This is a genomic window from Streptomyces sp. NPDC058195 (assembly GCF_042883525.1).
Lineage (GTDB): Bacteria > Actinomycetota > Actinomycetes > Streptomycetales > Streptomycetaceae > Streptomyces.
Window position 1 is genome coordinate 1 of record NZ_JBHVVM010000017.1, and the last position, 16216, is coordinate 16216.

Here is a 16216-nt window from a genome sequence, read left to right on the forward strand (position 1 = left end):
GTACTGCAGGGGGGACCCTGTGGGAGAGTAGGACGCCGCCGAACTCCTTTTCGGGAAAGCCCCGTGTCCGTCAGGACACGGGGCTTTTTCGCGTTCCCGAACGTCTAGGCTCGATCCATGCGCTACGAACTGGTCATCTTCGACAACGACGGTGTGCTCGTGGACAGCGAGCCGATCTCCAACACCATCCTGGCCCAGTACCTGACGGAGCTCGGCCACCCCACGTCGTACCAGGAGTGCCTCCGGGACTACATGGGGGCCGCGATGCACCGGGTGCACGACCTCGTCGAGGAGCGGACCGGGGAGAAACTGCCCCCGGACTTCGACGCCGCGTTCCACGAGCGGCTCTTCGCCGCGTTCGAGCAGGAGCTGGAGCCGGTCGAAGGCGTCGAGGACGTACTGGGGAAGCTGGTCGCCGACGGCGTTCCGTACTGTGTCGCCTCTTCCGGGAGCCATCAGCGGATCCGGGCCGGACACCGCAGGACCGGGCTCGACCAGTGGTTCGAGGAAGAGTGGATCTTCAGCTCGGAGGACGTCGGGCGGGGAAAGCCGGCGCCTGACCTGTTCCTGCTGGCCGCCGAGCGGATGGGCGTCGCCCCCGAGCGGTGCGTCGTCATCGAGGACAGCCCGCTCGGAGTGGAGGCGGCCAGGGCCGCGGGCATGGACGTGTACGGGTTCACGTCGATGATGCCGGCGGACCGGCTCGCCGGGGTGACCGGGTACTTCTCCGACATGAGCCAACTCCGCGAATTGCTCGCGTGATCCATCTACCCACGGGTAGAGACTGGCCCTACGCTCGCGGCCATGACAAACGCAGGTTTGCGGCACGGCAGGGCCTCCCTCACGTTGAGCTTCTTCGTCCAGGGAGTCACCTTCGCTCTGCTGGTGACGCGGATCCCCGCCATTCAGGACCGGTACGGGATATCCGACGGGCTGCTGCCCGTGTTCCTGGCGGCGGTGCCCATCCTGGCCGGGGTGGGCAGTGTGGTCACCGAGAAGGTCGTCGTACGGGTACGGCCCAGGATCGTTCTGCGATGGGCCCAGCCCGTCGTGATGCTCGCGCTGCTCGGGGCCGGGGCCGGGAACACGCTGTGGGAAGCGGCGCTGGCGCTCGCGGCGTTCGGGCTCGCCGTCGGTGCGCTCGACGCCTCCATGAACATGATGGGGGTCAGCCTCCAGCGGGCCTACGGCCGGTCGATCATGCTCGGCTTCCACGCCGCGTACAGCCTGGGCGGGATCGCCGGGGCGTCCATGGCATGGGCCGGGGCGCACTGGGATCTCTCGCTGCTGGTCTCCTACCTCCCCGCGGTCGTCGTGCTGCTGCCCGCCGCGTTCGTCGGGAGCCGCTGGTACGCCGACGGCGCTTCCTCGGAGAAGGGGCCGCAGGACCAGGGCAAGGGGGCCGGGCCGGTCTCCTTCAGACTGCTCATGCCGCTCTGCCTCGTGATGAGCTTCGCGTACATCGGGGACTCCACGGTCTCCAACTGGAGCGCGAAGTACCTCCAGGACGTCCTGGGGAGCTCGGAGCAGCTGTCGACCCTGCCGTACAACGTCTACATGGTGACGACGCTGCTGGGGCGGGCCGTCGGGGACCTGGGGGTGCGGAGGTTCGGGGCCGTGACCGTGGTGCGGAGCGGGAGCGTGCTGGCGGCGGCCGGGTTCGTCGTGGTGGCGACGGCCGGTGGGGCGTGGACCGGGATGTTCGGGTTCACCCTGCTGGGGCTCGGGCTGTGCGTGATCGTTCCGCAGACCTTCGCCGCCGGTGGGCGGATGTTCCCCGGGGCGAGCGACACCGCCATCGCCCGGCTGAACGTCTTCAACTACGTGGGCTTCCTGGTGGGATCGCCGCTGGTCGGCGCGATCGGGGACGCCTGGAGCTACCGGGGCGCGATGCTCGTACCGATGGTGCTGGTGCTCGCGACGCTGGTGTACGCCAAGTCGTTCGGTGCGCAGCCCGCCCGATACGGTGGCGGGCATGAGCGGCCGCGCACAGCTGATGTGGGATGACGCAGTTACGGGATACGACTTCGGGGAGAGTCACCCGATGGACCCCGTCCGGCTGGCCCTGACCATGGGGCTGGTGCGGGCGTACGGGCTGGACGGCGCGGTGGACGTGGTGGCGGGCAGGCCCGCAGGGGACTCCACGCTGCGGCTGGTGCACCGCGAGGACTACGTGGCCGCGGTGCGGGCCGCCTCGGCCGATCCGAAGCGGGCCGACCAGCGCTACGGGCTCGGGACGGTGGACGACCCGGCGTTCGCCGGGATACACGAGGTCTCGGCGCTGATCGCCGGTCAGTCGGTGGCGGCGGCCGAAGCGGTGTGGCGGGGGGACACCGCGCACGCGGTGAACTTCACGGGCGGGCTGCACCACGCGATGCCGGGCGGTGCGGCCGGGTTCTGCATCTACAACGACCCGGCACTCGCCATCGCGCGGATGCTGGAGCTGGGCGCCGAGCGGATCGCGTACGTCGATGTGGACGTGCATCACGGGGACGGGGTGCAGGCGGCGTTCTGGGAGGACCCGAGGGTCCTGACCGTCTCGCTGCACGAGCACCCTCGGACGCTCTTCCCGCACACCGGCTGGCCGGAGGAGACCGGCTCCGGGGCGGGCGAGGGCGGCGCGGTGAACGTGGCGCTGCCCGCCGGTACCGGGGACGCGGGGTGGCTGCGGGCCTTTCACGCGGTGGTCCCGGAGCTGCTGGCGGATTTCCGGCCACAGGTGCTGGTGAGCCAGCACGGCGCCGATACGCATTTCGAGGACCCGCTCGCGCATCTCGCGGTGTCGCTGGACGCGCAGCGCGCGGTGATGGCGGCCTGTCACGACCTGGCCCACGCGCATGCGGAGGGCGGGCGATGGCTGGCGCTCGGCGGGGGCGGGTACGCGGTGGTCGACGTGGTGCCGCGGTCCTGGACGCATCTGGTGGGCATCGCCGCGCACGCCCCGGTGGAGCCGGAGTCGATGATTCCGTCGTCGTGGCGGGACGAGGTGTACGCGCGGACCCGGCAGTTGGGGCCTGCCCGGATGACGGACGGGCGGACGCCCTCCTGGAAGCCGTGGGAGGAGGGGTACGACCCGGCGGACCGGCTGGACCAGGCGGTGCTGGCGGCGCGGCGGGCGGCGTTCCCCCTGCGGGGGCTACTGACCTGAGCCGGGGCCGCGGAGGGCCGCGGGAGTCCTGAGCCGGGGGCGCGAACGACGTGCGCCGGGAGCGCGGAGGTCCTGGGCCCGGCTTCTGCGGCCGCCGTGTGCGCGGGGGCTCGTGCGCGGTGGCGCGTAATGGTTGCGCCAACGGTGGGGAGTCATCGGCTTCCGGCCCCCCGTCCGGGCGGGTGGGGGAGCATCGTGGGGTGTTGAGCACCGGAGCGCTGCGTGCGCATCTGCTGGCGGCCCGGCTGGCCGGGCCCGTGGCCACCGCGCGGGAGACGAGTCTGCGGAGCTACCGGCTCTTCGCGGCCGGGGATCCGCGGGTGACGCTCGGTCTGGTTCCCGCAGAGGGCTGGGCGGAGGCCGATCTGTTGCGGCTGATGGCCGAGAAATGCGGGGTCTCGGACGATCCGGGCCATGTTGTGGGGCCGGATGTGATCGACCCGGAGCGGACGCTGGCGGGTCTGGACGCCTTCGCGGACCGGCTGTCGTGCGCGGCGGAACGGCGGGCGCCGGTGCTGTTCGGCACGGGGCATCCGCATCGGCTGCTCGGTTTCTACGCAGCGCTGGCAGACGCGATGTCGGCGGCGGGATGTCGCGTCCTCACACCGGCGCAGGGCCGATGTATCGACATAACGACCCGGTTCGGCGTACGTACGTGCAGCCTCGACTACGTACGGGGAGTCGCGATGGTGCGTGAGCCCGGCGCGCGGGAGGGCGAGGGTGACACCGGCGCACACACCCATTCACCCTTGCCGGTCCGGGTCGTCCTGGCGGCGGCCGCGGAGGAGCGCGGATTGCTTCCGGAGCTGGTCGTCGGGGACCACGGCTGGGTCTGCGGGGCAGGTCAGCTGGGCGTTGAGGCGATCGGGCTGGCGGACACGGACGACCCCGCGCTGTTCGTCGGGGAGGCCGAGGGGCGGGTGGCGGTGGCCGTTCCGGTGGATGACGCGGTGCCGTCGGCGTTCTATCGGCCGCTCACTCGGTATGTACTCAATCGAGCGTTTCTGTCACGGTAGGCGGCCGATCGTCTCCCCTCTTCCCCACTCGCATCACCCGCCCCTAACCTGGGCAGTGAGCGCACAACGACGAAGAGTCACCGGAGGGGAAGCCGGTGCGCGTCTCGTGCGGAAGGTACAGGTGAGTCATGGCTGCTGACAGCGAGAGGCCTCTCAACGAGGTCAAGTTCCTGACTGTGGCGGAAGTCGCCTCGGTCATGAGAGTGTCGAAGATGACCGTGTACCGCTTGGTGCACAGCGGGCATCTGCCGGCGATCCGGGTGGGCAGGTCCTTCCGGGTGCCGGAGCAAGCGGTTCACGAGTATCTCCGCGAGTCCTTCGTGGGGGTGGAGTCCGCCTGAGGTTCCCCTCGGATTACGCCCCTCACGCGCTGGCGGGTAGGCTAGGCCGACGTAGGTCGTGTGGGCCCAGACGCCCCGCACCAGTGAAGAGAAGTGAGCGAGGGTAGTCGTGGGCTCTGTTATCAAGAAGCGGCGCAAGCGGATGGCCAAGAAGAAGCACCGCAAGCTGCTCAAGCGCACGCGCGTTCAGCGTCGCAACAAGAAGTAGGCGAACGCAGTTCGTGTTTCCCGCAGCCCTTCCACCGGTCCGGTGGAAGGGCTGCGGTGCGTTTCACCCGCTACGGTGACGGCCAGGGATTCCTTTCGACGGAAGGCGCTGATCTTGGGGAAGGTCGTGCTGGTCACGGGAGCGGCCCGGCAGCTGGGAGGCCGCTTCGTGCGGCGCGTCCAGCGCGACCCGGGGGTGGACCGGGTGGTCGCGGTGGACGCGGTCGTGCCGGGGCACCCGCTGGGCGACGCGGTGTTCGTACGGGCGGACATCCGGCAGCCCGCGATCGCGCGGGTGCTCGCCGAGCACGCGGTGGACACGGTGGTGCATCTGGACGTCTCGGCCAAGGTGGTCGGTACGGGCGGCCGGACGACGGTCAAGGAGACCAACGTCATCGGCACCATGCAGCTGCTCGGCGCCTGCCAGAAGTCGCCGAGCGTGCGGCGGCTGGTGGTCAAGTCCAGTACGAACGTGTACGGCTCGGCGCCGCGCGATCCGGCGGTCTTCACGGAGACCACCCCGCCCAAGTCCCTGCCCAGCGGTGGCTTCGCCAAGGACGTGGTGGAGGTCGAGGGATACGTACGGGGGTTCGCGCGGCGGCGGCCGGACGTGGCCGTGTGTGTGCTCCGGTTCGCGAACATCCTGGGGCCGCGGGCCGATACGCCGCTCGCGGACTATCTGTCGCTGCCGGTGCTGCCGACGGTGTTCGGGTACGACCCGAGGCTCCAGTTCGTGCACGAGGACGATGTCGTCGACGTCCTGGGTGTGGCGGCGGGGGAGCCGGGGCGCGGGACGCTGAACAGCGGGACGTTCAACATCGCCGGGGACGGGGTGCTGCTGCTCTCGCAGTGCTCGCGGCGGCTGGGGCGGCCGACGGCGCCGTTGCTGCTGCCCGCGGTGACCTGGGTCGGTCAGGCGCTGCGCAGGGTCGGGATGACGGACTTCTCGCCGGAGCAGATCCGGCTGCTCACCCACGGCCGGGTGGTCTCGACGGTTCAGATGCGCGAGACGCTGGGCTTTCGCCCCCGGTTCAGTACCGCGGAGACGTTCGCGGAGTTCGTCCGTGGCCAGGGGCCGGGGCTGCTGCCGCCCGAGGTGGTGGGCGGTGCGGTCGACCGGCTGGCCGCGCTGCCGTTCGCGGGGGCGGCCGGCGAGGTTTCGGGGATCATCGGGACCGGCGACAGCGCGCCGTCCCCCGGCGTCAGATAGAGGAGCGCACCGACGATGGCGGATGCCAAGGTCATTCCGTTCGACGACGACCGTTCGCGGGCGGGTGGTGCGGCGCGTCCGGCCCGGCGCCGGTCCTCCGCTGCCGGGCGGGGGCCCGCGGCGGGCACGGCGCCCGTGAGCGCCCTCCCGGGGCAGCAGGACGCCCCCGAGCCCCGGCGGGAGCCGGTGGAGCAGGAGGCGCGGTCCGGCGAGCCGGAAGGCGGGGAGCGGGGCGGCTGGGACCGGCGGATCGCCGGCGGGCTGGCGTTCCTGCGGCGGCGCGTCACCGGTGAGTACGACGTCGACGAGTTCGGTTACGACGAGGAGCTCACCGACCAGGTCCTGATGTCGATGCTCCGGCCGGTGTACGAGAAGTACTTCCGGGTCGAGGTGAAGGGCATCGAGAACATTCCCGCGGAGGGCGGGGCGCTGATCGTGTCCAACCATTCGGGGACGCTGCCCCTGGACGGGCTGATGCTCCAGGTCGCCGTGCACGACAACCATCCGGCGGGGCGCCATCTGCGGCTGCTCGCCGCGGACCTGGTGTTCATGCTGCCGGTGGTCAACGAGCTGGCCCGTAAGGCCGGGCACACGCTGGCCTGCGCGGAGGACGCGGAGCGGCTGCTGCGGCGGGGCGAGGTGGTGGGGGTGATGCCGGAGGGGTTCAAGGGCATCGGCAAGCCGTTCGGGGAGCGGTACAAGCTCCAGCGCTTCGGGCGGGGCGGTTTCGTGTCCACGGCGTTGCGGGCCGGGGTGCCGATCGTGCCGTGCTCGATCGTGGGGGCGGAGGAGATCTACCCGATGGTCGGCAACTCGAAGACGCTGGCGCGGCTGCTGGGCTTTCCGTACTTCCCGATCACGCCGACGTTTCCCTGGCTGGGGCCGCTCGGGGCGGTGCCGCTGCCGACGAAGTGGACGATCCAGTTCGGAGAGCCGATCTCCACCAGCGGCTATCCGGTGGAGGCGGCGGAGGACCCGATGCTGATGTTCAACCTGACGGATCAGGTGCGGGAGCAGATCCAGCACACGCTGTACCGGCTGCTGGTGCGGCGGCGGTCGGTGTTCTTCTGAGCGGACTCGTGCCGGTACGGGGAGGGGGCGGGTTCCACCGGAACCCGCCCCCTGCACGTACCGCCCGGCGGGCTAGTCGCTCGCCTCCTCGCCGTGGAGGCCCAGGCCGGGGAGGAGGCCGGGGAGGAGCGGCGGGAGGGTGATGTCCGGGGCGGGCGGGTTGCCGGACCGGTCCTCGGCGGAGGGGGCGGCGCCCTGGGACGGGGGATGGCCGAGGAGCCCGCCGGTGGTGCCGCCGATCAGGCCGCCCTCGGCCGGGGAGCTGTCGGACCCCGAGGGGCGGGGCGAGGTATCGGCGCCGGGGTGGTCCTGCGGGGCTTCGGGAGCGGCGGGTGGCGAGGGAGCGGTGCGCGTGGGCCCGGTGTCGCGCTCGGCGGTGCCGGACTGCCGGGCGCCACCGCTGTCCGGGGGGCGGGGGAACAGCGACTGGAGCGGACCGACCTCTTCGTCTATGGCGTCGAAGACCGAGCTGACCTGATCGCCGACGTCCGTGAGCTGTACGGGGAGCCGGTCGCGGAGGCTGCTCCAGGTCTCCCGGTGGGAGCGGGAGAAGGAGTCCAGGGTCTGGATGGGGCCGATGGCCCCGTTCCGCTGATAGGCGGAGTGGAGCAGGCGGTGGCCCTCGCTGGCGTCGTGCGTCATGCCGTTGAGCGTGCGCCGGACTTCGCCGAGCTGTTCGTGGTCCAGAGCGCCGGAGCGGGCGCGCTCCAGCAGACGTCGGGCTTCGCTGAGCCTGGTCGATGCCTGGTCGAGGTAGACCTCGCCGCGGTCGGAGTCACCGCTGGCCATGCCGAGATGGATGTCCTCCATGCCGCGCTTGAGCCCGTAGAGCGAGTCACCCGGCAGGGCGTCGGAACTGGCGGCGGCTACTCCGCCGAAGGCTCCCGCCGCCACACCGACGGTGAGGCCGCCGGCCGCGAGGCCCTTCGTCCAGCGTGAACGCGGACGCAACTTCCGGAGCGGGGAGGCCCGGTGCGCTCCCTTGGCACGCTGCTCGGGCACCGTAGGGCCCGCGGATGCGCCGCCCTCGGTGAGCATGGCTTCCATGGCGGCGACGAGCTGGGCTCGCTGCGCCACTTTGACTTCGGGGTCCAACTCCGGCCGCGGTACCTCACCGAGGCCGTTCGCCAGGGCCAACAGCGGTCCGTGGTCGGCCTGCCCAGCCGGATCCTCGGGCTGTTCGGCCGCCGCACCGCGGAGCGACTGCTCCTCCAGGGCCTGGGCGAAGGCGTTCGCCCGCCGGTGTGCCGAAACGTTTGCGATCACTGGCGGCACCTCCTCTCGTCATGACGGTCGACTCCCCTGGGGGTACGGAAGGTTGCACACCTTGAGCGCTTCCACACGATTGAGTGAGTGTCGGCGGACATGGGGTGACGACAGGGGGCCTGCAACTGGCACAACGATGGGCGCGGCACTTGGGTTACGCACTAAGGATGATCGGACCAGTGTGTGACGGAAGTGTCGCGGAACGTGCTTCGGGCGGGAGTTGAGGGCGGGGCCGCGGGTGCGGTCGGGGCGGCGGTCGGTGCGGCGGTTCAGCGGGCATCGTCCGGGAGGAGCCGGGCCAGGGTGCGTACGGCGCGGTACTGGAGGGTCTTGATCGCACCTTCGTTCTTGCCCATGACCCGGGCTGTCTCGGCGACCGAGAGGCCCTGGAGGAAGCGCAGGGTGACGCATTCCTGCTGCTGGGGGTTGAGCCGTCGTACGGCCTGGAGGAGCGCGGCGTTGGAGAGGGACTCCAGGACGGAGTCCTCGGGGCTGCGTTCGACCTCGTTGGCGTCGAGCATTTCGCCGGTGGTCACTTCCAGCCGGAAGCGGCTGGACTTGAAGTGGTCGGCGACCAGGTTGCGGGCGATGGTGACGAGCCAGGCACCGAAGTCGCGGCCCTGCCAGGTGAAGGTGGAGATGCGGCGCAGGGCGCGCAGGAAGGTCTCGCTGGTGAGGTCCTCCGCGGTCGCCTTGCCGCCCACGCGGTAGTAGATGTAGCGGTAGACGGTGTCGCTGTACTGGTCGTAGAGGCGGCCGAAGGCGTCGGCCTCGCCGGCCTGGGCGCGCTCGACGAGGTCCATCATGCGGGCGCTGTCGCTGTCGGCGGTGGGCCGGCGGACGGTGGAGGTGGTCGTCGAGCCGCGGTTGCCGCGTCTTCCGACCGCCGCACTCCGTTCGGCCAGGGCGTAGCAGGGGCCGGCAGGTGCAGGGGTGGCGAATGCGGGTACGGCGTACGCGGTGGGGACGAAGCCGCGCAAGCGGTCGGCGACCGTTGCGCGCAGCGTAGCCAGGCCCGAGGCGTCAACCCCGACGTGTGGGTACACGGGACTCCCAGAGGCAGAGCTTCCATCACGTTCAGTGTGAAACCGTCACTCGTCGTAGTGAGTGGGAGGTTCCGGAATGCGTCTGAGGAGAATAACGCTTCGTACAGGCAGCGCTACGCCCAGTTGCTCAAATCATCGATTACGTCGCTTCTGTGGCGACTAAACGACCTATCGAGCAGCAGTTCGTGATCGCTTATTGATCGAATTACTTCGAGATCTGCCTGTCGGGGCGACGGGTTGTGGCCGTGTGCGAGCAGGACGACTGGCCGGCGGGGCCGGTGGGTAAAGAGTGCCGGGCGGTTGTGCGGGCCGGCGGCCGGTCAGCGGCGGCGGCGGTGCAGGGCGACGGCGGCCGCGGTGCCGCCCGCGATCGCGCCGACCCCGGCGGCGGCCGGGATGCCGACCCGGGCCGCCTTGCGGCCGGTGCGGTAGTCGCGCAGCCGCCAGTCGCGGGAGCGGGCGTATTTGCGGAGCTTGGCGTCGGGGTTGATCGCGTACGGGTGTCCGACCAGGGAGAGCATCGGGATGTCGTTGTGCGAGTCGCTGTACGCGGCACAGCGGTCGAGGTCCAGGCCCTCGGCGGCGGCCAGGGCGCGGACCGCCTCGGCCTTCGCGGGGCCGTGCAGCGGTTCGCCCACGAGGCGGCCGGTGTAGACGCCGCCGACGGATTCGGCGACGGTGCCGAGCGCGCCGGTCAGGCCGAGCCGGCGGGCGATGATCGTGGCGGTCTCGACCGGGGCCGCGGTGACCAGCCAGACGCGCTGGCCCGCGTCGAGGTGGGCCTGGGCGAGGGCGCGGGTGCCGGGCCAGATGCGGTCGGCCATGTACTCGTCGTAGATCTCCTCGCCGATGGACATCAGTTCGGAGACGCGGTGCCCCTTGACGATGGACAGGGCGCTGTCACGGGCGTCCTGCATGTGGCCGGGGTCCTCGACGCCGGCGAGCCGGAACCACGCCTGCTGCCAGGCGAACCGGGCCAGCTCGCGGCGCTGGAAGAACTTCCGCTTGTACAGGCCGCGGCCGAAGTGGAAGATCGCCGCGCCCTGCATGACGGTGTTGTCCAGGTCGAAGAAGGCGGCGGCCCGGTCGTCGCCGACGACGGGGAACGGGGTCTCCTCGGACTCTTCGGCCTCCGCGGCGCTGTCGGGCCGGTCGTCGGAGAGAGAGGTCTTGCGCGCTGCCTCGGCTGCCGCCTCGCCGGCCAGCACACTCCGTGCTGTCGCGGGGCGCCTACGGGGGGTGAGCCATCCAAAAGCGGCCATGCGGTGAGCATAGCCAGTCGTTCGTGCCCTTCCCGAGCTGCCGGTATGCCACGGCGTGAACTCTTGACCGCGGGTTCGTCGAACGGGTGATCCGGGGCGTACGGGCCGGGGCGGGCCGCAGCGGGCGGGGCGGGCCCGCACCGCCCCGGGGCGCGGCGCAGAATGAGGGTATGAGTGCCCTGCTGCGACGTACGAAGAAGAAGCCCGCGGAACGGGTGGTGACCCTGGTGGGGAAGCCCGGGTGTCATCTCTGCGACGACGCGAGGCGGGTGGTGCGGGAGGTGTGCGAGGAGACCGGGGCGTCCTGGGAGGAGAAGGACATCACCCAGGACGAGCGGCTGTACCGGGAGTACTGGGAGCAGATTCCGGTGGTACTGGTGGACGGTGAGCAGCACACGTTCTGGCGGGTGGACGCGGCGCGGTTGCGCGGGGCGCTGCGCTCCTGAGCGAAGCCGGTTACCATCATGGGCGTTTTGAGTGCTCTCGGGGGAGTGGTGATGAGGAGTGTGTTCCGCTTTGCCCCCTTCGGGCCTGCAACAGGCTGATGCGATCCCTGGTTCCGGGATCGCGCGACGAATGTGCGTGACCCCGGTCACTTTGACCGGACAAAACGGACACTATCTTTGTGCACGTGTTCACAAAGACATAGCCTGCATTCGACGGGGCGGTCATGGGAAATACGGCCGCCTGCAGCCCCGCTCATCCCGCAGGAGCACCGTGGCAACTGGCCGAACTCACCGACCGGCGACCCGTAGCCGAGGAATTCCCGAGGCCACCGTCGCCCGTCTTCCGCTGTATCTTCGCGCGTTGACCGCGCTCTCCGAGCGCTCGGTACCCACCGTCTCGTCCGAGGAACTCGCCGCGGCGGCCGGGGTCAACTCCGCCAAGCTGCGCAAGGACTTCAGCTACCTCGGTTCGTACGGGACGCGCGGTGTCGGGTACGACGTCGAGTATCTCGTGTACCAGATCTCCCGCGAACTCGGGCTCACCCAGGACTGGCCGGTCGTGATCGTCGGCATCGGTAACCTCGGCGCCGCGCTCGCCAACTACGGCGGTTTCGCCTCCCGCGGGTTCCGGGTCGCCGCGCTGATCGACGCCGATCCCGCGATGGCCGGGACGCCGGTCGCCGGTATCCCCGTGCAGCACGCCGACGACCTGGAGCAGATCGTCGGCGACAACGGTGTGTCGATCGGTGTCATCTCGACCCCGGCCGGTGCCGCGCAGCAGGTCTGCGACCGGCTCGTCGCCGCGGGCGTCACCTCCATCCTGAACTTCGCGCCGACCGTGCTGTCCGTGCCCGACGGTGTGGACGTGCGCAAGGTCGACCTCTCCATCGAGCTCCAGATCCTCGCCTTCCACGAGCAGCGCAAGTCGGTCGAGGACACCTCTGGCAGCGCCGCCGACCCGGCCGCGCCCCCGGCGCGCGCCACCGCCACCGACCGCAAGGGACCTGACGGGGACATGCCTGCGGTGATGCCGGCATGAGTCTTCTCGTCGTAGGACTGAGTCACCGCAGCGCCCCGGTCTCCGTGCTGGAGCGTGCCTCGCTGTCCGCTGAGACCCGGGACAAGCTCCTTCAGGACACCCTGGCCGCGGAGCCCGCGGTCGAGGCCGCCGTGCTCGCCACCTGCAACCGGATCGAGCTCTACGCCGACGTGGACAAGTTCCACGCGGGCGTCGCCGAGCTGTCCACGCTGCTCGCCCGGCACAGCGGCGTCGGCCTGGACGAGCTCACGCCGTACCTCTACGTGCACTACGAGGACCGGGCCGTCCACCACCTCTTCTCGGTGGCGTGCGGGCTGGACTCGATGGTGGTCGGCGAGGGCCAGATCCTCGGCCAGATCAAGGACGCGCTGGCGGTGGGGCAGGAGCTGCACACCGCGGGCCGGCTGCTGAACGATCTCTTCCAGCAGGCGCTGCGGGTCGGCAAGCGGGCGCACAGCGAGACCGGGATCGACCGGGCCGGGCAGTCGCTCGTCACCTTTGGCCTCGAACAGCTCGCGGCCGGTGCGGAGGTCACCGACTGGGCCGGGGGCAAGCGCGCCCTGGTGATCGGCGCGGGCTCGATGTCCTCGCTCGCCGCCGCCACCCTGGCCCGTACCGGTGTCGCGGAGATCGTCGTCGCCAACCGGACCCGGGCCCGCGCGGACCGGCTCGTCGAGATCCTGGCCCAGCCCGGGGGCACCGGCGTGGCCGCCCGTGCCGTGGAGATGGCCGAGGTCTGCGGCGAACTGACACGTGCCGACATCGTGGTGTCCTGCACCGGCGCGACCGGCCTCGTGCTGACCGCCGGGGCCGTCGCCGGGGCGCTCGGCCTGGAGGCGGAGGCCGTCGAGACCCCCGCCGCACCTGTGGTGCCCGCCCCCGCCGACATCGACCGGCACGCCGCCTGGGTCGAGAACGGCACTGCCGGAACGGTCCGCCAGGCCGTCCGCCGGGCCACCGTGCCCGTCCAGGGCACCGGCCCCGTGCGCCTGGCCCTGCTGGACCTCGCCATGCCGCGCGACATCGACGGCGAGGCGGCCCGGCTCGACGGAGTGCGCCTCGTCGACATCGAGTCGCTCGCCGAGGCGTCGGCGGACGCCCCGATGGCCGCCGACGTGGACCAGGTGCGCACCATCGTCTCCGACGAGGTCGCCGCCTTCGGCGCCGCCCAGCGCGCCGCCCACATCACCCCGACCGTCGTCGCGCTGCGCACGATGGCCGCCGGAGTGGTCGCGGGCGAGATCGCGCGGCTCGACGGACGCCTCCCCGACCTGGACGAGAAGCAGCGCGCGGAGATCACGCAGACCGTGCGCCGTGTCGTCGACAAGCTCCTGCACGCGCCCACCGTGCGGGTCAAGCAGCTCGCCAGCGAGCCCGGCGGTGCCGGGTACGCCGACGCGCTGAGGGAACTCTTCGACCTTGACCCGCAGACGGTCGCCGCCGTCTCCCGGGCAGACCTGAACGACCCGAATCGAGGGCGGTCATGACCGACAACTCACTCCTGGGCACGGCGGCCGACAAGCCGCTGAGGCTGGGTACCCGCCGCAGCAAGCTCGCCATGGCGCAGTCCGGCCATGTCGCGGAAGCGGTTCGCGAGGTGACCGGCCGCGCCGTCGAGCTCGTCGAGATCACCACGTACGGCGACATCTCGCGTGAGCACCTGGCGCAGATCGGCGGCACTGGCGTGTTCGTCGCCGCGCTGCGCGAGGCACTGCTGCGCGGTGAGGTGGACTTCGCCGTCCACTCGCTGAAGGACCTGCCGACCGCCCAGCCCGAGGGCCTGCTGCTGGCCGCGGTGCCGGTGCGCGAGGACCCGCGCGACGTGCTGGTGGCGCGGGACGGGCTGACCCTCGCGCAGCTGCCGTCCGGTGCCCGCATCGGCACCGGTTCGCCGCGCCGCATGGCGCAGCTCAACGCGTACGCCCGCGGTCATGGGCTCGGTATCGAGACCGTGCCGATCCGGGGCAACGTCGATACGCGTATCGGATTTGTCCGGAGCGGTGAGCTGGACGCGGTGGTACTCGCCGCGGCCGGGCTCAGCCGCCTCGGCCGGATCGGTGAGGCGACCGACTTCCTGTCGGTCGACACCGTCCTGCCCGCTCCCGGCCAGGGAGCACTGGCGATCGAGTGCGCTGCGAGCAGCGCCGACCTCGCCGCCGCGCTCGCCGAGCTCGACGACCCGTACACCCGGGCCGCCGTGACCGCGGAGCGTGCCCTGCTCGCCGCCCTGGAGGCCGGCTGCTCCGCACCTGTGGGTGCGCTGGCCGACCTCCAGGTCGACGGACAGGCTGTCAACGAACTGCGCCTGCGCGGAGTCGTCGGTTCCACCGACGGTTCCTCGCTGGTGCAGCTGTCCACCACCGGTCCCGTGCCCACGTCGCAGGACGACGCGGCGGCGCTCGGTCGCGAGCTCGCGGCCGAGATGCTTGCCAAGGGTGCGGCCGGTCTTATGGGGGAGCGAGCACTTTGAGCCCCACCGGCCCCGCCGCATCCGACTTTCCGGCCCTGTCCGCACAAGGGCACGTCACCTTCCTCGGCGCCGGTCCCGGCGACCCGGGACTGCTGACGCTGCGCGCCGTCGAGGCGCTTGCGAGCGCGGACGTCCTTGTCGCCGAGCCGGACGTCCTCGGCGTCGTTCGCTGCCATGCGCGGGCAGGCGTAAGCACGCCCGAGCTGACGGTTGTTGACGCGCAGTCAGCAGCCGCCGGCGTCCCCGTCCTCAGGGATGCGGTCAATCTTGTCATGGAGGCGGTGAAGGGCGGCAGGCGGGTCGTCCGTGCCGTCGTCGGCGACCCGGGGCTCGACGGGAACGCGGGTGCCGAGATGCTCGCCTGCGCCGCCGCGGGCATCCCCTTCGAGGTGGTGCCGGGGGTCGCGAACGTGGTGGGTGTGCCCGCGTACGCGGGTGTGCCGCTGCGGGACGGGCAGGGCGCGGACGTCCGGTTCGTCGACGCCCGTACGGCGTCCGACCGGTGCTGGACCGAGGTCGGGGCGAGCGATGCCACGGCCGTCGTCTCGACGACGCTCGACTCGGTGGCCGCGGCCGCCGGTGAGCTGGTGTCGGCGGGCCGCAAGCCCGACACCCCGCTGACCGTGACGGTCGCGGGGACGACGACCCGCCAGCGGACCTGGACGGCGACGCTCGGGACGATCGCGCAGGTGCTGAAGCAGGCGAAGGTGCTGCCGTCGCCTGAGGGCCACCGGCCCGTCATAGCCGTGGTCGGTGAGCGCAGCTCCGCCGCCCAGCGTGACCAGCTCTCGTGGTTCGAGTCCAAGCCGCTGTTCGGCTGGAAGGTGCTGGTGCCGCGGACGAAGGAACAGGCGGCGTCGCTCTCCGACCAGCTGCGTTCGTACGGCGCCGTGCCGCACGAGGTTCCGACGATCGCCGTGGAGCCTCCCCGTACGCCCCAGCAGATGGAGCGCGCGGTCAAGGGACTGGTGACGGGCCGCTACGAGTGGATCGCCTTCACCAGCGTCAACGCGGTGAAGGCCGTCCGGGAGAAGTTCGAGGAGTACGGGCTCGACGCCCGTGCCTTCGCCGGGATCAAGGTCGCGGCCGTCGGCGAGCAGACCGCCGCCGCGCTCGTCGACTTCGGTGTGAAGCCGGACCTGGTGCCGTCCGGTGAGCAGTCCGCCGCCGGTCTGCTGGAGGACTGGCCGCCGTACGACCCGGTCTTCGACCCGATCGACCGGGTCTTCCTGCCGCGTGCCGACATCGCGACCGAGACGCTGGTGGCCGGGCTGATCGAGCTGGGCTGGGAGGTCGACGACGTGACCGCGTACCGCACGGTCCGCGCGTCGCCGCCGCCGGCCGACACCCGTGAGGCGATCAAGGGCGGCGGTTTCGACGCGGTGCTCTTCACCTCCTCGTCGACGGTGCGCAACCTGGTCGGGATCGCGGGCAAGCCGCACAACGTGACGGTGATCGCGTGTATCGGTCCGGCGACGGCGAAGACCGCGGAGGAGCACGGGCTGCGGGTCGACGTCCTCTCGCCGGAGCCTTCGGTGCACAAGCTGGCCGAGGCGCTGTCCGAGTTCGGCGCGCGGCGCCGGGAGGCGGCGAAGGAGGCCGGTGACCCGGTGACGCGGCCGAGCGAGCGGCGCCCCGGGGCGCGTCGGCGGCGCACGACGACCTGAGGGTGTGCGACGGACAGGCCGTGGTGA

The 16216-nt window shown here is 71.4% G+C and carries 16 protein-coding genes; 13 read left to right on the forward strand and 3 right to left on the reverse strand.

Annotation, left to right across the window (positions count from 1 at the left end):
- Positions 1 to 117 precede the first annotated feature (117 nt).
- The 8 genes from ACFVWY_RS21390 (at position 118) to ACFVWY_RS21425 (ending at position 6993) form a co-directional block, all read left to right on the forward strand.
- On the forward strand, positions 118 to 762 hold the full coding sequence (locus ACFVWY_RS21390; protein ID WP_389874696.1) for an HAD family hydrolase: 645 nt from the start codon (positions 118 to 120) through the stop codon (positions 760 to 762).
- A 42-nt stretch (positions 763 to 804) separates the two neighbouring features.
- On the forward strand, positions 805 to 2007 hold the full coding sequence (locus ACFVWY_RS21395) for an MFS transporter (protein ID WP_389874699.1): 1203 nt from the start codon (positions 805 to 807) through the stop codon (positions 2005 to 2007).
- On the forward strand, positions 1976 to 3148 hold the full coding sequence (locus ACFVWY_RS21400; RefSeq protein ID WP_389874701.1) for an acetoin utilization protein AcuC: 1173 nt from the start codon (positions 1976 to 1978) through the stop codon (positions 3146 to 3148). Before ACFVWY_RS21395 ends, ACFVWY_RS21400 begins: the two co-directional genes overlap by 32 nt.
- Positions 3149 to 3348: 200 nt before the next feature.
- Positions 3349 to 4164 carry a phosphatase gene (locus ACFVWY_RS21405; RefSeq protein ID WP_389874703.1) on the forward strand — a complete coding sequence of 272 codons (816 nt, stop codon included), beginning with the start codon at positions 3349 to 3351 and terminating at the stop codon, positions 4162 to 4164.
- A gap of 128 nt (positions 4165 to 4292) precedes the next feature.
- The gene (locus ACFVWY_RS21410; RefSeq protein ID WP_158070919.1) at positions 4293 to 4505 is read left to right on the forward strand and encodes a helix-turn-helix domain-containing protein; all 213 of its coding nucleotides are present in this window, start codon (positions 4293 to 4295) and stop codon (positions 4503 to 4505) included.
- A gap of 109 nt (positions 4506 to 4614) precedes the next feature.
- Entirely contained in the window at positions 4615 to 4713 is a 99-nt protein-coding gene (locus ACFVWY_RS21415; RefSeq protein ID WP_003948845.1) for a 30S ribosomal protein bS22, read from the forward strand.
- A 114-nt stretch (positions 4714 to 4827) separates the two neighbouring features.
- Positions 4828 to 5922, forward strand: coding sequence for an NAD-dependent epimerase/dehydratase family protein (locus ACFVWY_RS21420; RefSeq protein WP_389874705.1), 1095 nt, complete (start codon positions 4828 to 4830; stop codon positions 5920 to 5922).
- A 15-nt stretch (positions 5923 to 5937) separates the two neighbouring features.
- Positions 5938 to 6993: a lysophospholipid acyltransferase family protein gene (locus tag ACFVWY_RS21425; RefSeq protein WP_389874708.1), complete on the forward strand. Its 1056-nt coding sequence runs from the start codon at positions 5938 to 5940 to the stop codon at positions 6991 to 6993.
- A gap of 72 nt (positions 6994 to 7065) precedes the next feature.
- Here the strand turns inward: ACFVWY_RS21425 and ACFVWY_RS21430 are convergent, their stop codons facing one another.
- From ACFVWY_RS21430 to ACFVWY_RS21440, 3 genes are all read right to left on the reverse strand, one after another.
- Positions 7066 to 8259 (reverse strand): DUF5667 domain-containing protein, encoded by a 1194-nt coding sequence (locus ACFVWY_RS21430; RefSeq protein WP_389874711.1) that lies wholly within the window; start codon positions 8257 to 8259, stop codon positions 7066 to 7068.
- A gap of 269 nt (positions 8260 to 8528) precedes the next feature.
- On the reverse strand, positions 8529 to 9305 hold the full coding sequence (locus tag ACFVWY_RS21435; protein ID WP_389874713.1) for an ECF subfamily RNA polymerase sigma factor, BldN family: 777 nt from the start codon (positions 9303 to 9305) through the stop codon (positions 8529 to 8531).
- 320 nt (positions 9306 to 9625) lie between these two features.
- Positions 9626 to 10567, reverse strand: coding sequence for an HAD family hydrolase (locus ACFVWY_RS21440; protein WP_389874716.1), 942 nt, complete (start codon positions 10565 to 10567; stop codon positions 9626 to 9628).
- A gap of 170 nt (positions 10568 to 10737) precedes the next feature.
- Between ACFVWY_RS21440 and ACFVWY_RS21445 the strand changes: the two genes are divergently transcribed.
- The 5 genes from ACFVWY_RS21445 (at position 10738) to ACFVWY_RS21465 (ending at position 16189) form a co-directional block, all read left to right on the forward strand.
- The gene (locus ACFVWY_RS21445) at positions 10738 to 11013 is read left to right on the forward strand and encodes a glutaredoxin family protein (RefSeq protein ID WP_389874719.1); all 276 of its coding nucleotides are present in this window, start codon (positions 10738 to 10740) and stop codon (positions 11011 to 11013) included.
- Positions 11014 to 11284: 271 nt separating this feature from the next.
- Positions 11285 to 12052, forward strand: coding sequence for a redox-sensing transcriptional repressor Rex (locus ACFVWY_RS21450; protein WP_389874722.1), 768 nt, complete (start codon positions 11285 to 11287; stop codon positions 12050 to 12052).
- A complete protein-coding gene (locus ACFVWY_RS21455) occupies positions 12049 to 13539 on the forward strand; it encodes a glutamyl-tRNA reductase (protein WP_389874724.1) in 1491 nt (496 codons plus the stop codon). The genes ACFVWY_RS21450 and ACFVWY_RS21455 overlap by 4 nt, the downstream gene beginning before the upstream one ends.
- The gene (hemC, locus tag ACFVWY_RS21460; RefSeq protein ID WP_389874727.1) at positions 13536 to 14522 is read left to right on the forward strand and encodes a hydroxymethylbilane synthase; all 987 of its coding nucleotides are present in this window, start codon (positions 13536 to 13538) and stop codon (positions 14520 to 14522) included. Before ACFVWY_RS21455 ends, hemC begins: the two co-directional genes overlap by 4 nt.
- A complete protein-coding gene (locus ACFVWY_RS21465; RefSeq protein WP_389874730.1) occupies positions 14519 to 16189 on the forward strand; it encodes a uroporphyrinogen-III synthase in 1671 nt (556 codons plus the stop codon). The genes hemC and ACFVWY_RS21465 overlap by 4 nt, the downstream gene beginning before the upstream one ends.
- The last annotated feature ends 27 nt before the right edge of the window (positions 16190 to 16216 follow it).

Coding starts and splice junctions, on each gene's coding strand:
- ACFVWY_RS21390 (WP_389874696.1), top strand. CDS start 118: ATGCGCTACGAACTGGTCATCTTCGACAACGACGGTGTGCTCGTGGAC.
- ACFVWY_RS21395 (WP_389874699.1), top strand. CDS start 805: ATGACAAACGCAGGTTTGCGGCACGGCAGGGCCTCCCTCACGTTGAGC.
- ACFVWY_RS21400 (WP_389874701.1), top strand. CDS start 1,976: ATGAGCGGCCGCGCACAGCTGATGTGGGATGACGCAGTTACGGGATAC.
- ACFVWY_RS21410 (WP_158070919.1), top strand. CDS start 4,293: ATGGCTGCTGACAGCGAGAGGCCTCTCAACGAGGTCAAGTTCCTGACT.
- ACFVWY_RS21425 (WP_389874708.1), top strand. CDS start 5,938: ATGGCGGATGCCAAGGTCATTCCGTTCGACGACGACCGTTCGCGGGCG.
- ACFVWY_RS21440 (WP_389874716.1), bottom strand. CDS start 10,567: ATGGCCGCTTTTGGATGGCTCACCCCCCGTAGGCGCCCCGCGACAGCA.
- ACFVWY_RS21445 (WP_389874719.1), top strand. CDS start 10,738: ATGAGTGCCCTGCTGCGACGTACGAAGAAGAAGCCCGCGGAACGGGTG.
- ACFVWY_RS21455 (WP_389874724.1), top strand. CDS start 12,049: ATGAGTCTTCTCGTCGTAGGACTGAGTCACCGCAGCGCCCCGGTCTCC.
- hemC (WP_389874727.1), top strand. CDS start 13,536: ATGACCGACAACTCACTCCTGGGCACGGCGGCCGACAAGCCGCTGAGG.